A 13,852-nucleotide genomic window follows, 5' to 3' on the forward strand; every position below is an offset into this window, starting at 1 on the left:
GGTTCAATGTGGCCGCATTGACCCACGGAGGCGGAACCAGGAAAGAAAGCGAGCCGTCTGCGGGGGAAAGCAGGCATCTTCCGACCGCGGAGGTGCGCAGACCGACCGAAAGATGTTCGAGGCGAGGCACAACCATGGACGCTCCGACCACCACGTCGGCCGACAAGGGCGCTTCCGGCGGCAACGGCGGGAGTGGCTGGTTCACACCGCGCAAGGACCCCGCACCGACGTCAGCCGACGGAGAGCGGGAGGTGGAGGGGAGCCGGCTGGCCGCGCTGCGACCGGTGAGGCGGCCGACCGAGAGCAATCCCACCGACGCGGGACCCTTCGGGCGGACCTCCGCACCGGCCGAGGGCACGCATCCGCAACGGCGAATACGCCCTGTGGGGCACCCCGAGACCGCTGACCCCGGACGCCCGGAGGCAGCACATATTCCAACGGCGCCCCGGGAGCAGAGGCCCGCACCCCAGGCCGTACGACCGCAACCGGGCCCGGCACCCGAAGCTGTACGACCGCAACGTGGCCCGGCATCCGAGACCGCACGACCGCAGCCCGGCCCCGCTCCTGGCGCCGAGCGCCCTGCTCCCGCCCCGGAGCCGCCGGTTGACGCTCAGCGTTCCCCCTCCGCTCCCGCGGCGTCTCCGGACGCCGTGTTGGTCCGTCGGACCATGGCGGAAGCGGGCCCCGTCGCCGACAAGGTCACCTCCTACTTCTACGCGCTGCTCTTCGTGCGCCACCCGGAACTGCGGTCGCTGTTCCCCGCCGCGATGGACACCCAACGGGACCGGCTGCTGAAGGCGTTGCTGACCGCCGCCGAGCACATCGACAACACCGAGGTCCTCGTCGCGTACCTGCAGAACCTGGGGCGTGGACACCGCAAGTACGGCACTAGGCCCGAGCACTACCCGGCCGTCGGGGAGTGCCTGATCGGCGCGCTCAGCCGGTTCGCCTCCGCGAGCTGGGACGCCGAGACGGAGGCGGCCTGGGTCCGCACGTACACGACGATCTCGCAGGTCATGATCGACGCCGCGGCGCAGGACGAACTGCGTGCCCCGGCCTGGTGGTACGCCGAAGTCGTCGCTCACGAGCTCAGGACCCCGGACATCGCGGTGATCACCGTCCGCCCGGACCAGCCGTACCCCTTCCTCGCCGGGCAGTACACGAGCCTGGAGACACCGTGGTGGCCGCGGATCTGGCGTCACTACTCGTTCGCCTCGGCGCCCCGCTCCGACGGCCTGCTGTCCTTCCATGTGAAGGCCGTGCCGGCGGGCTGGGTGTCCAATGCGCTGGTGCACCGCGCCCGGCCCGGTGACCACGTACGCCTCGGGCCGCCGACCGGCTCCATGACCGTCGACCACACCACCGACAGCGGACTGCTCTGCCTGGGCGGCGGCACGGGCATAGCGCCCATCAAGGCACTCGTCGAGGATGTCGCCGAGCACGGTGAGCGGCGCCCGGTCGAGGTCTTCTACGGCGCCCGCACCGATCACGATCTGTACGACATCGACACGATGCTGCGGCTCCAGCAGAGCCACCCGTGGCTCGCGGTACGCCCGGTGGTCGACCAGCAGGGTCATATCCAACTGCCCGACGTCATACGCGAGTACGGGCCGTGGAACGAGTTCGACGCCTACCTCTCGGGGCCTCCCGGGATGATCCGCAGCGGGGTGGACGCCCTCAGGGACATCGGGATGCCGTCGGACCGCATACGCCACGACGCGGTGGAGGAACTCGTCGCAGCGGGGGACTGAGCCCGGGTTCGGGGCACTAGCGGCCCGACACGGCGCGTCCCGGGCTGAGAGTCAGCCGAGGTCGGGCGCGTGCATGGCCCGTACGCCCTCGATGTTCCCGTCGAGATAGTGCCGCAGGGAGAGCGGCACGAGGTGCACGGAAGCGATGCCGACGCGGGTGAAGGGGACCCGCACGGTCTCGTACTCGCCGCACGGCTCGTCGATCTCGGGTCCGTGCCGCAGCGCCGGATCCATGGATTCCAGGTGGCAGACGAAGAAGTGCTGCACCTTCACGCCGGTCGAGCTCTCGTCGTGGCCGATGTGCTCGACGGTGTCGACGAAGCAGGGCACCACGTCGATGACCTTGGCGCCGAGTTCCTCGTGCACTTCACGGTGGAGCGCGTCGACGACAGTCGCGTCTTCCGGTTCGACCCCGCCACCCGGTGTGAGCCAGTAGGGATCGACGCCGGGCTTGGTGCGCTTGATGAGAATCAGGTCGTCGCCATCGAGCAGGATGGCGCGTGCGGTGCGCTTGACCACGGGTCGGACGGTCATGGGAGGAATGTGGCCCGGTTGGTTCCACGTGAAACATCGCGAAGCCGCCAGGACGCCAGGAGAGGGCCCAGAAGGGGACAAGGAGGCCAGAGAGGCGCCGTCACGACCAGTCGGCGGCGGCACGCAGCAGCCACTCGTGCGCACGTGCGATGTGCGGTAACGCCAGCGTGCCGGTGCGGACCACCAGGAAATACGTGCGCAGTGGGGGCACCGCCGGATCCAGGAGCGCCACGACGTCGCCGCGTTCCAGGGCGGCGGCGCACAGATACCGGGGAAGCACGGCGAGGCCCGCGCCCGTGGCGGCGCAGGCGAGTACCGCGCGGAGATCGGGCACGACAACGGTGCCGGAGGCAGCCGGGCGGCGGTCGAAGACGGAAGCCCAGTAGCGGGCGACGAGGGGAAGTGACTCGTGGACCTCGACGACGGGGAAGTTCTCCAGTGCGTGGGCCCCCTTGCGGCGCAGCTTGCCCGGACCGATACGGGCTGCCCAGCGGGGGGAGGCGATCAGGACGTGTTCCTCGTCGCAGAGCGGAGTCGCGGCAAGCAGCGCGCCGCGCGGCTGGGCCGTGGTGATGGCCAGATCATGATGTCCGGCGGCGAGTCCTTCCAGCGTCTCCTCGGCGTTTCCGAAGGAGGCGCGCAGGGCCAGACTCTGGCCGTCGTCGCCGATCAGCTCGGTCAGCGCGGGCAGGGCCCGTTCAGCGGTGAACTCGGGTGGCCCGGCGAGGTGCAGGGTTCGGGACGAGTAATCCACGTCGAGCCCGGTCTCGGTGATCTCCACCAGGGCGTCGAGATGCGGAGCCGCCTTGTGGGCGAGTTCGTCGCCGATGGTCGTGGGGGTCACCCCGCGGGCCTGGCGCAGGAAGAGCGGCCTGCCCAACTGCCGCTCCAGAGCACGGATCTGTGAGGTGACGGCGGGCTGCGAGAGTCCGAGCAGGGCGGCGGCGCGGGTGAAGGAACCGGCCCGGTGCACCGTCACGAACGTGCGCAGCAACGCCAGATCCACGACGCCCCTCCCCTCCCACCAACCTCGCCGGAGCCCCAACTATAAATATGTCGATAGGTCTCTGTCGCTACTGTGATTGGACACTGACACAGAGTCAACTAGCCTTGTGCGCGCGGTTCTTCGCGCGGAGAACCGGGGCGGTCCGAGCCACGAGGGGGGAGGCTCGGACCGTCCGTAGGCCATAGCGGGGGCACCAGAAGCCGCGGCCCGGAGGGGCGTGGCCGGCTCTGGTGGGGACTCAGTCCTCGGACTCGTCGAGCGCCCGCAGCACGTCCGCCACCAGGTCCTCGGGATCCTCCGCGCCGGCGGAGAGGCGGATGAAGCCCTCGGGCACGGCGTCGCCGCCCCATCGCCCACGCCGCTCGGCCGTGGACCGCACTCCGCCGAAGCTCGTGGCGTCGTCCACCAGGCGCAGGGCCTCCAGGAACCGGTCGGCACGCTCGCGCGTGGGGAGCGTGAAGGACACCACGCACCCGAAGCGCCGCATCTGCCCCGAGGCGATCTTGTGGGAGGGGTCGTCGGGCAGCCCCGGATAACGCAGCCCGGTCACCTCGGGCCGGTTCCGCAGTGCCTCGGCGATCGTCAGGGCGGTGGCGGTCTGCCGGTCGGCACGCAGTTGGAGGGTGGCGAGCGAGCGGTGTGCCAGCCATGCCTCCATCGGCCCGGCGATGGCGCCGACGACCTTCCGCCAGCGCCGCACGGGAGCCATCAGGGACGCGTCGCGCCCGGTGACGTATCCCAGGAGGATGTCGCCGTGTCCGGTCAGCATCTTGGTGCCGCTGGCCACGGAGAAGTCGGCGCCCAGCTCCAGCGGGCGCTGTCCGAGCGGGGTGGCGAGGGTGTTGTCGACGGCGACGAGGGTGCCCTGCGCGTGTGCCGCCGCGACGAGCCGCCGGATGTCGCACACGTCGAGGCCCGGGTTCGAGGGGGTCTCGATCCACAGCAGCTTCGCGCCGTCCAGCACGTCGAGCTGTGCGTCGCCGCCGGTCGGCGCGGTGCGCACCTCGATGCCGAAGGCGGTCAGCTGCTCGCGCACCAGCGGCAGTACCTGGTAGCCGTCGTCCGGCAGCACCACGATGTCGCCGGCCCGCAGCTGGGAGAAGAGCACCGCCGAGATGGCGGCCATGCCCGAGGGGAAGACGAGCGTCTCGACGCCTTCCAGTTCGGGGGCCTCCAGCTCGCCGATGGCGCGCTCCAGGAGGGTCCAGGTCGGGTTCTCGTCACGGCCGTAGGTGTACGGACCGGTGGGCTCCCCCGGCAGATGGAAGTGCGCGGCGAAGACCGGGCCCGGGAGCGTCGGCTCGTACTTGACGGGTTCGGGCAGTCCGGCCCGCACCGCGCGCGTGCCGTCACCGCTACCCGTGACGAAATCCCCTGACGTCATGCCGCTCGTCCCTCCACTTGCTCCTGCACAGCGGCGAGCAGTCCGCGGCTCGCCGCCTCCACCATCTCAAGACATTCGGTGAAGCCTTCTATATGTCCGTAATACGGATCGGGCACGTCGGGATCGGCATCCGCGCCGGGGTCGTACGCGCGCAGCAGCCGGACCTTCTCCGCGTCCCGAGGCGTGGGCGCGAGGCGGCGCAGGGCCTCGAGGTGGCTGGAGTCGAGGGCGATGACGAGGTCGAGTCGGCTGAACCAGGAGGCCTGGAACTGCCGGGCCGTGTGATCGCTCTCATAGCCGGCCGCCTCCAGGACGGCGACGGTGCGCCAATCGGCGCCGTCGCCTTCGTGCCAGCCGCCCGTGCCCGCGCTGTCGACCTCGACCAGGCCGTCGAGCCCGGCCTCCTCGACGCGGGCGCGGAAGACGGACTCGGCCATCGGGGAGCGGCAGATGTTGCCGGTGCAGACGAAACAGACGGAGAAGGTCATCGAGACCACTCAGTCCTTGTCGTCGGGCAGGACGACGGCAAGCGCCCAGGAGACGATCGAGATGATCAGGCCGCCCAGGACGGCGGTCCAGAAGCCCTCGACGTGGAAACTCAGGTCCAGCTTGTCGGCCAGCCACGAGGTGAGCATCAGCATGAGAGCGTTGACCACCAGGGTGATCAGGCCGAGCGTGAGGATGAAGAGCGGGAAGGTCAGCACCTTCACGATCGGCTTGACCAGGAAGTTCACCAAGCCGAACACCAGTGCCACGAGCAGCAGGGTGCCGATCTTCTTGCCGGTGCTGTCACCGGTCAGGGTGATCCTGTCCAGCACCCAGACGGCGATGGCCAGGGCCGCGGCGTTGGCGATCGTCTTGACTACGAAATTCTTCATGTGTCTGATCGTGGCAGAAGAGATCGACTGGCGAGCGCGGCTGTGGACAGAGCAGGCGCGTACGAGAGCGGACGAGGGCGATGAAGGCATTCCGGCTGGATGAACTGGAGGCGGAACGCGCCGCCAATGACGGTGCCTACCTGCAGTTTCTGCGCGAGCGGAACATGTCGGTCGGCCTGTACGCGCTCGACGCGGGGGAGCAGGACCCGCAGCGGCCGCACCAGCAGGACGAGGTGTACTTCATCGTGAGCGGACGGGCCTCGATCACGGTCGGTCTGGAGACCACTCAGGTGGCGCGGGGCAGCGTCGTGTACGTGCCCGCGGGAGTCGCCCACAAGTTCCATCACATCACCGAGGACCTGCGGGTTCTGGTGGTCTTCTCTCCGCCCGAGAGCTGAGGCCGGTCTCAGGGTTCCCTAGGGGAACGGTCAGGGGGGAACAAGGGGTCCGAGGCCCCCGTCCGGTCCCGCGCGGATCTAGCATCGGATGCGAGACATCGGAGAACCCGCGAGCACTGCCCCGGACTTGGGGCGACGGGCGGACAGAGGCAAGGACAAGGGCGATGCGAGAGATCTTCAACGGTATGCCGTGGTGGGTGAAGTGGGTCGCGGTGCCGGTCATCGCCCTCGTGGTGTTCGGCGGTCTCATAGCGACCGTCGTCGGCTTCGTCATCGGCCTGCTCTTCAAGGCGCTGATCTTCGTCGCGCTGGTCGGCGGACTGATCTACGTCGTACGGAAGTTCACGACGAGTTCGTCCTCGCGCGGCGACTGGTGAGCCGGCCGGGCGACGCGACCGGGTGAGCGATCGGTAACGGGCGAGCGGGCAAAGGGGAACGGAGGTTCCCTCTGCCGGGGGAAGTTTCCCGGTGGGGCCGACCTCGGGCGGTGGTGGGCGGTTAAGGTCCGGGGGCTCGACGCGGGGCCGAACCCGCGGGCAGCGCACACTCCCTCCCGTGTCCCCCCACACGGGCGGTCCCCCTCGCGCTCAGGGAGTACCCCTTGGCCACGGTTGACACCGCACCCGCAACCTCACACACCGCACCCGCAACCTCACACACCCCACCCCTCCAGCGGACCGCCACGTCCGCGGGGTCTCGTGTCCCCCCGACCCAGCCACGCACGTCACCCGCGGAGACGCACGCCGCCACCACGCCGCCCGCGTCGACACCCGACACCCGACGCCCACCCGCCGCGGAGACACGCGAGGCAACGAGGCCGCCAACGGCGTCGCCCGCCGCCGAGCCGGACACCCGGACCGCCGCGACGCGCCCCCCGCCCGCGGCCGCCCACGCCCCGCTCTCCCGGCCCCGGACACCGCCGACGGAGGCCGTGCCGCCGGAGCCGCACGCCACCACCCTCATCGGCTCCGTACAGCGAGCGATGCGCCTCCTGGAGGCCGTCGCCGCGCGCGAGCAGGGAGCGCCCGCCAAACAGCTCGCCAGGGAGGCGGGGCTCGCGCTCCCGACGGCGTACCACCTGCTGCGCACGCTGGCCCACGAGGGCTATCTGCGCCGTGAGAAGGGGCTGTTCGTCCTCGGGGAGGCCGCCGAGCGGTTGAGCAGCAGCGGAGCCCAGCAGAAACGTCGCAGCACGATGAACGACGCGCTCGCGCAATGGCGCGATTCCATCGGTGTCCCCGTGTACTACGCGACGTACCGCGACGGCGAGATCGAGGTCATCTGCGTCGCCGACTCACCGGCCAGTCCCGCGGTGGAGGAGTGGGCCGACTTCAGGGAGACCGGGCACGCCCACGCGATCGGCCAGTGTCTGCTGTCGCAGCTGGACGAGAAGGCGCGCAAGGACCATCTCGACCGCTATCCGGTGCAGTCGATCACTCCCTACACCGTGCGTGACAGCGACAGCCTGCTGCGACGCCTGGAGCGCGCCGGCCGGATGGAACCCGTGATCGAGCGACAGGAGTACGCACTGGGCACCGTCTGCGCCGCGATTCCCCTCACCGTCGGTAGCTCCGCGTCGACCATGGCCATCTCCCTGCCGTCGCATCAGGCCGACCGACTCCTCCCGGCAGTACGCCAGTTGCAAGGGGAAATCGGCAGGCTGCTGGGGACACTCGCCATCTCTATCAGTATCTGAAAACTCACTCCTTGTAATCCGTCGTATACGTTGAGCAAGATTCCAGCAGTGTCAGGGGGACGATTCCTGGCCAGTCGACGGCAAACGACGGGGTAGGCGATGCGCGAGTCGGTGCAGGCAGAGGTCATGATGAGCTTCCTGGTGTCGGAGGAGCTCTCCTTCCGCATCCCGGTGGAGCTGCGATACGAGACCTGTGATCCGTACGCGGTGCGGCTGACCTTTCATTTGCCCGGCGACGCGCCCGTGACCTGGGCGTTCGGACGGGAGTTGCTGGTCGACGGCGTGGGCAGGCCGTGTGGCGACGGGGATGTGCACATCGCCCCCGCCGACCCGGACGCGTTCGGCGAGGTGCTGATCCGGCTTCAGGTGGGTGGCGACCACGCGCTGTTCCGGTCCGGCGCGGCACCGCTCGTGGCGTTCCTCGACCGTACGGACAAGCTGGTGCCGCTCGGCCAGGAGCGCTCCCTCGCCGACTTCGAGGCGCATCTCGACGAGGCGCTCGACCGCATCCTCGCGGAGGAGCAGAGCGCGGGCTGAGCGGTCACTCCGAGTCAACAGAGGCGTAACGCTTCCTCTCAGGCGGCCCGGGGAACTGGACAGCGGCGGCACGGCTCCCGGCAAGGGGCTCGGGCGGCACGGGACTTCAGTGCTTGCGGCGGCGGCCCTTCCCGCCGCGTACCGGCGTCCTGGCGGCCCCCACGGGCTCCTTGGGGCCCTCCGGAGCGCCCGGCCGGACCCGGCCCCCCGTGCGGTCGGCCGAGACCACCAGGGCGGCCAGCGCGGTCGTGACCGGTACGGCGGCGACGAGGCCGATCGACCCGACCAGGGTGCGCACGATCTCCTCGGCGACCAACTCGCTGTTGGCGACGGCTCCCACGCTGCTCTGCGCGATCGAGAAGAGCAGCAGCAGGGGCAGCGCCGCGCCGGCGTAGGCCAGGACCAGCGTGTTGACGACCGAGGCGATGTGGTCGCGGCCGATGCGGATGCCCGCGCGGTACAGGCCGCGCCAGCCCATCGCCGGATTCGCCTCGTGCAGTTCCCAGACCGCGGAGGTCTGCGTCACCGTCACGTCGTCGAGCACACCGAGCGAGCCGATGATGACGCCCGCGAGCAGCAGGCCGCTCATGTCGATGGACGGATACAGGCCGTGGATCAGGCCGGTGTTGTCGTCCGTGTTCCCGGTGAGCGACGCCCAGTCGATGAAGACGGAGCCGAGCAGCCCGATCAGGATCAGCGAGAGCAGGGTGCCGATCACCGCCACCGAGGTCCGGGCCGACAGGCCGTGGCACATGTAGAGCGCGATCAGCATGATGGCGCTCGATCCGACTACCGCGACGACCAGAGGGTTCGAGCCCTGCAGGATCGCGGGCAGGATGAAGAACGTCAGGATCATGAAGCTGACGGCCAGCGCGACCAGCGCCATGACGCCGCGCATCCGTCCCACGACCACGACGACCAGGGCGAAGATCCCGGCGAGCACCGTCATCGGGATCCTGCGGTTCACGTCGCTGACGGAGTACTGCAGATCCTTGGGCGCGGAGGGCTCGTAGGCGACCACGACCTTCTCGCCCTCCTCCAACTGGCGTGACTGGTCCGGCTGGACGATCTCCGTGAACGTACGGCCCTTGTCGTTGCCGGTGTCGACCCGGATCGTCGCCTTCTTGCAGTCGCCCGTCGCCTGCTGCTGCGCGGAGGAACCCTCGGCGGTGGAGGTGTCGCCGGTCGGGGTCTCCCCCGAGGCGTTCACCGAATCGCAGTCCACCTTGTCGATCTTGGTGACCGTCGCCTGCTGGGTCTGCCGGTCGAAACCGACGCCGGTGCGCTCGTGCCCGGGTGCGCCGCCCGGCCAGAGCACCACGAGGCCCACGACGACCGCTACGGCGAAGGGGATCAGCACCGCGGCGATGACCTTGCGCAGGTGCTTGGAGACGGGGGCGGCGGGGCCATGGCTGTGGCTGTGCCCATGACCGTGGCCGTCGCCGCCCTGCCCGCCACCGGATCCCTGGCCCCCGCCCGGACCGTGTCCGTGGCCGTCGCCGGGGCCCTGTCCGTGCGGCGGTTCGGACGGCGGAATAGGAGGCTGCTGCATCGTGGTCACCGACCGATCATCGCAAGAACGCACGGGGCCCACTGTTCAGCGCGCCCGATGGGACGCTAGCGTGGAGGCACCTTTGCACACGCGGGAGCTCGGAGCACCGGGCTGAGAGGGCGCTGACCTTCGTCGTAGCGATGTTTCACATGAAACATCGGCAGACGGAAGCCGCTGCGTCGACCGCCGAACCTGTTACCGGGTAATGCCGGCGTAGGGAGTAGGTCTCATGACCAACAAGGACGTATCAGGCACGCCTGCCTCCGGCCAGACGGACGGGACATCCACGTCACCGAACGGCGAAGTCCCGTCAGCCAACGGCGAAGTCCTCTCGACAAACGGCGAAGTCCCCTCAGCCGACGGCGAGGCCGGGCGGTCCATCGGCTGGCACAAGGCGTACGCCGGAGGCTCGCGCCCCGATCTGCGGGTGCCGGTCCGTCAGGTCCACCTCACCAACGGCCAGTCCGTCACGCTGTACGACACCTCCGGCCCGTACACCGATCCGGCCGTCGACACCGACGTACGGCGGGGACTGGCGCCGCTGCGCGAGAACTGGATCATCGCCCGCGGTGACACCGAGGAGTACGCGGGCCGCCCGGTCCGCCCTGAGGACGACGGGATCAAGCACACCTCACCGCGCGGCGGCCTCCGCAACCTCGACGCGGTCTTCCCGGGCCGGCCGCGTCAGCCGCGCCGGGGCCGCTCCGGACAGGCCGTGACGCAGCTCGCGTACGCCCGGCGTGGCGAGATCACGCCCGAGATGGAGTTCGTGGCGGTCCGCGAGAACGTCGAGGCGGAGGTCGTACGCGAGGAGATCGCCGCCGGACGCGCGGTGATGCCCGTGAACGTCAACCACCCGGAGATCGAGCCGATGATCATCGGCAAGCGGTTCCTGGTGAAGGTCAACGCCAACATCGGCAACTCCGCGGTCACTTCCTCCATCGAGGAGGAGGTCGAGAAGATGACGTGGGCGACCCGCTGGGGCGCCGACACGGTCATGGACCTGTCCACCGGCCGCAACATCCACACCACCCGCGAATGGGTGCTGCGCAACTCCCCCGTGCCGATCGGCACCGTGCCGCTCTACCAGGCGTTGGAGAAGGTGGACGGCCGTGCCGAGGAGCTGACCTGGGGGATCTACAAGGACACGGTCATCGAGCAGGCCGAGCAGGGCGTGGACTACATGACGGTCCACGCGGGCGTGCGCCTGCCGTTCGTGCCGCTCACCGCGAACCGCAAGACCGGCATCGTCTCGCGCGGCGGCTCGATCATGGCCGCGTGGTGCCTGGCCCACCACCAGGAGAGCTTCCTCTACGAGAACTTCGAGGAACTGTGCGAGATCCTCGCGGCGTACGACGTCACCTACTCGCTCGGTGACGGGCTACGGCCCGGGTCGATCGCGGACGCCAACGACGCCGCGCAGTTCGCCGAGTTGAGGACGCTCGGGGAACTCAACACGATCGCGAAGCGTTTCAATGTTCAGACCATGATCGAAGGCCCGGGACATGTCCCGATGCACAAGATCAAGGAGAACATCGACCTTCAGCAGGAGATCTGTGATGAAGCTCCGTTCTATACGCTCGGCCCGCTGACCACGGACGTCGCGCCGGCGTACGACCACATCACCTCCGGTATCGGTGCCGCGATGATCGCCTGGTGGGGCACGGCCATGCTCTGCTACGTCACGCCCAAGGAGCACCTGGGGCTGCCCAACCGTGACGACGTCAAGACCGGTGTCATCACGTACAAGATCGCCGCACACGCGGCCGACCTCGCCAAGGGCCACCCGGGTGCGCAGGACTGGGACGACGCGCTGTCCGACGCCCGTTTCGAGTTCCGCTGGGAGGACCAGTTCAACCTGGCCCTCGATCCGGACACGGCACGGGAGTTCCACGACGAGACACTGCCGGCCGAGCCCGCCAAGACGGCCCACTTCTGCTCCATGTGCGGGCCGAAGTTCTGCTCGATGAAGATCAGTCACAGCATCACGGAGCAGTTCGGTGGCACGGCGGCCGCGGGAGCGTCCGCCGAGGAGGTCGCCGAGGGAATGCTGCTGAAGTCGAAGGAGTTCGCGGCGAGCGGGAACCGGGTGTATCTGCCACTCGCGGACTGACTCGGCGGGGGCGCCCTGCTCCTTCGGCGGCGTCCGGCTCCTTCTCCGCGGCCCCGGCCCCGCCGCCCGCAGGCTGGGACCGCGGAGAAGGCCGGGGCCGCGAAGGCGGCGCGCGGCCGTCGTCGCGGTGCCGACCGCCGCGTGGAATCCCTCACCGGGTGCCGGCGCTCGTCACAGGCGTTGCCACGCGACAGGATTCTCTCGGCAGACTTGACCCATGACATCCACATCGATGAGCAAGGGCGCCAACCTCCCGGTCGACGCCGGGTCCGTACATGCCGTGCTCGGCTGGTCGGGGGCGTCCGGCGCGCCGGACGCCGACGCCTCCGCACTGCTGCTCGGTGCGGATGGACGGGTGCGGGACGACGGCGACTTCATCTTCTACAACCAGCCGCAGCACGCCTCCGGCGCCGTACGGCACCTGGGGAAGCGGGAGGCCGCCGGTGTCACGACCGACACGGTCGAGGTGGATCTGCGTGCCCTGGAGCCCGGCATCGAGCGGGTGGTGCTGTGCGCCTCGGCGGACGGGGGCACCTTCGGCGAGCTGTCCGGGCTGACGTTGCGGCTGCTCGACGCCGGGACGCGGAGCGAGGTCGCGTACTTCGAGATGGAGGCCACGAGCGAGACGGCGTTCATCGGCGGTGAGCTGTACCTGCGGGGCGGCCGGTGGAAGTTCCGCGCGGTCGGACAGGGGTACGCGTCCGGGCTCGCGGGGCTGGCCACCGACTTCGGCATCAGCGTGGACGAGGAGACGGACGCCGCGGTGACCTCGCCGGCCGGCACGCCGACGGCCGCTCCCGCACGGGGCCCGGCGGCGGCCCCGGCGTCCGCTCCGACCCGTACACCGGCGGCGGCTCCGACGCACAGCCCCGCATCCGCCCAGCCACCCAACTCGGCGTCCGCCCAGCCACCCAACGCGGCGTCCGCTCCGACCCGCGACCCGGTCGCCCAGCCCCGTACCGCACCCGCCGCCCCCACAAGGCCGCCCAGGGCTCCCGCAGCCGCCCCGGCGCCGGCCCAGGCCCCCGTACCTCCGTCCGCCGCTCCCCCTCGCCTCACCAAGGGCGAGGAGCACCTGCCCGTGGACATGCGCAAGCGGCTCTCCCTGCGGAAGGAGCAGGTGGCGGTCAGCCTGCGGAAGCACGGGGCGGCGGGGGTCAGGGCCCGGGTCGTGCTGGTTCTCGACGCTTCCGGATCCATGTCCGGGCTGTACACGCAGGGCGTCGTGGCCGACGTGGTGGAGCGGATGGCCGCGGTCGCCGCGGAGCTGGACGACGACGGGGCGATGCAGGCGTGGACGTTCGCGTCGCAGCCCGCCCGGCTGCCGGATCTGACCCTGGGCGAGCTGCCCGAGTGGCTGGGGCTGCATGTGCGGGTCGGTGAACTGACCCTGTTCCGGCGCAAGAAGCCCCGCAAGGGTCTTCTGCCGGGGCAGGTGGACATGCGGGCGGTCGGCATCCAGAACGAGGAGCAGAAGGTGATCGCCGAGGTGCGTACGTATGTTCGCGAGCACCCGGCCGCCGATCCCACACTGGTGCTGTTCTTCTCCGACGGCGGCGTCTACCGCAACAGGGAGATCGAGCGGGAACTGCTGGGGGCGGTGGAGGAGCCGGTCTTCTGGCAGTTCGTGGGCCTGGGCCGGTCCAACTACGGCGTGCTGGAGCGTTTCGACCAGCTGCCGGGCAGGCGCGTCGACAATGTGGGGTTCTTCGCCGTCGACGACATCGGCCGCCTGCCGGACGCGGAGCTGTACGACCGCCTGCTCTCCCAGTTCCCGTCGTGGGTGACCGCGGCCCGGCAACTGGGCATCGTCTGAGGCCGGCACAGGTGCGTCTGTCCGGAGCCCGGACCGACACAGCTGCCTCTGTCCGCAGCCCGGTGCGCCGTACGCATGGGGCGCGCGTACGAATCGGGCGGGCGTACGCATCGGGCGGGCGTTAGTGGGCGTACCTGCGCCACCGTCGACGAGGTGCGGGCCCACGCCGAAATGGCGCGGGCCCGTT

Annotated in this window: 13 protein-coding genes and 1 riboswitch; of the genes, 7 read left to right on the forward strand and 6 right to left on the reverse strand. The window is 70.0% G+C overall.

Translation table 11 applies throughout. The annotated features are described in order from the left end of the window. The first annotated feature begins 134 nt into the window (after nt 1-134). Nucleotides 135-1,751: a globin domain-containing protein gene (locus tag ACIP79_RS07050; RefSeq protein WP_401220332.1), complete on the forward strand. Its 1,617-nt coding sequence runs from the start codon at nt 135-137 to the stop codon at nt 1,749-1,751. Between the two features lie 51 nt (nt 1,752-1,802). Here the strand turns inward: ACIP79_RS07050 and ACIP79_RS07055 are convergent, their stop codons facing one another. From ACIP79_RS07055 to ACIP79_RS07075, 5 genes are all read right to left on the reverse strand, one after another. Beyond that, nucleotides 1,803-2,285, reverse strand: coding sequence for an NUDIX domain-containing protein (locus ACIP79_RS07055; protein ID WP_401220334.1), 483 nt, complete (start codon nt 2,283-2,285; stop codon nt 1,803-1,805). Between the two features lie 100 nt (nt 2,286-2,385). Continuing rightward, nucleotides 2,386-3,291: a LysR family transcriptional regulator gene (locus ACIP79_RS07060; protein WP_401220337.1), complete on the reverse strand. Its 906-nt coding sequence runs from the start codon at nt 3,289-3,291 to the stop codon at nt 2,386-2,388. Nucleotides 3,292-3,529: 238 nt separating this feature from the next. Continuing rightward, nucleotides 3,530-4,675 (reverse strand): cystathionine gamma-lyase, encoded by a 1,146-nt coding sequence (locus ACIP79_RS07065; RefSeq protein WP_401220339.1) that lies wholly within the window; start codon nt 4,673-4,675, stop codon nt 3,530-3,532. Then, on the reverse strand, nt 4,672-5,163 hold the full coding sequence (locus ACIP79_RS07070; RefSeq protein ID WP_401220342.1) for a low molecular weight protein-tyrosine-phosphatase: 492 nt from the start codon (nt 5,161-5,163) through the stop codon (nt 4,672-4,674). Before ACIP79_RS07070 ends, ACIP79_RS07065 begins: the two co-directional genes overlap by 4 nt. A 9-nt stretch (nt 5,164-5,172) precedes the next feature. After that, complete coding sequence (locus tag ACIP79_RS07075; RefSeq protein ID WP_401220345.1) at nt 5,173-5,553, reverse strand: phage holin family protein; 381 nt, start codon at nt 5,551-5,553, stop codon at nt 5,173-5,175. A gap of 80 nt (nt 5,554-5,633) precedes the next feature. On the opposite strand from ACIP79_RS07075, the gene ACIP79_RS07080 reads away from it, so the two are divergent. The 4 genes from ACIP79_RS07080 to ACIP79_RS07095 all read left to right on the forward strand — a co-directional run bounded on the left by ACIP79_RS07080 (nt 5,634) and on the right by ACIP79_RS07095 (nt 8,184). Continuing rightward, nucleotides 5,634-5,951 (forward strand): cupin domain-containing protein, encoded by a 318-nt coding sequence (locus ACIP79_RS07080; RefSeq protein WP_383679188.1) that lies wholly within the window; start codon nt 5,634-5,636, stop codon nt 5,949-5,951. Nucleotides 5,952-6,115: 164 nt separating this feature from the next. Continuing rightward, complete coding sequence (locus ACIP79_RS07085) at nt 6,116-6,328, forward strand: DUF5326 family protein (RefSeq protein ID WP_365440758.1); 213 nt, start codon at nt 6,116-6,118, stop codon at nt 6,326-6,328. Between the two features lie 554 nt (nt 6,329-6,882). Further along, complete coding sequence (locus ACIP79_RS07090; protein ID WP_401220349.1) at nt 6,883-7,647, forward strand: IclR family transcriptional regulator; 765 nt, start codon at nt 6,883-6,885, stop codon at nt 7,645-7,647. Nucleotides 7,648-7,746: 99 nt separating this feature from the next. After that, nucleotides 7,747-8,184 (forward strand): SsgA family sporulation/cell division regulator, encoded by a 438-nt coding sequence (locus tag ACIP79_RS07095; RefSeq protein ID WP_383679181.1) that lies wholly within the window; start codon nt 7,747-7,749, stop codon nt 8,182-8,184. Nucleotides 8,185-8,290: 106 nt separating this feature from the next. Here ACIP79_RS07095 and ACIP79_RS07100 read toward each other — a convergent pair whose 3' ends face one another. Next, nucleotides 8,291-9,745 carry a YibE/F family protein gene (locus tag ACIP79_RS07100; RefSeq protein ID WP_401220352.1) on the reverse strand — a complete coding sequence of 485 codons (1,455 nt, stop codon included), beginning with the start codon at nt 9,743-9,745 and terminating at the stop codon, nt 8,291-8,293. A gap of 71 nt (nt 9,746-9,816) precedes the next feature. Then, nucleotides 9,817-9,973, forward strand: a riboswitch (TPP riboswitch). On the opposite strand from ACIP79_RS07100, the gene thiC reads away from it, so the two are divergent. Next, complete coding sequence (thiC, locus tag ACIP79_RS07105; protein ID WP_401220354.1) at nt 9,966-11,849, forward strand: phosphomethylpyrimidine synthase ThiC; 1,884 nt, start codon at nt 9,966-9,968, stop codon at nt 11,847-11,849. It overlaps the preceding riboswitch by 8 nt. Nucleotides 11,850-12,066: 217 nt before the next feature. Next, nucleotides 12,067-13,665, forward strand: coding sequence for a VWA domain-containing protein (locus ACIP79_RS07110; protein WP_401220356.1), 1,599 nt, complete (start codon nt 12,067-12,069; stop codon nt 13,663-13,665). Nucleotides 13,666-13,852: the final 187 nt, after the last annotated feature.

The organism is Streptomyces sp. NPDC088747 (assembly GCF_044751025.1).
Classification (GTDB): Bacteria; Actinomycetota; Actinomycetes; order Streptomycetales; family Streptomycetaceae; genus Streptomyces.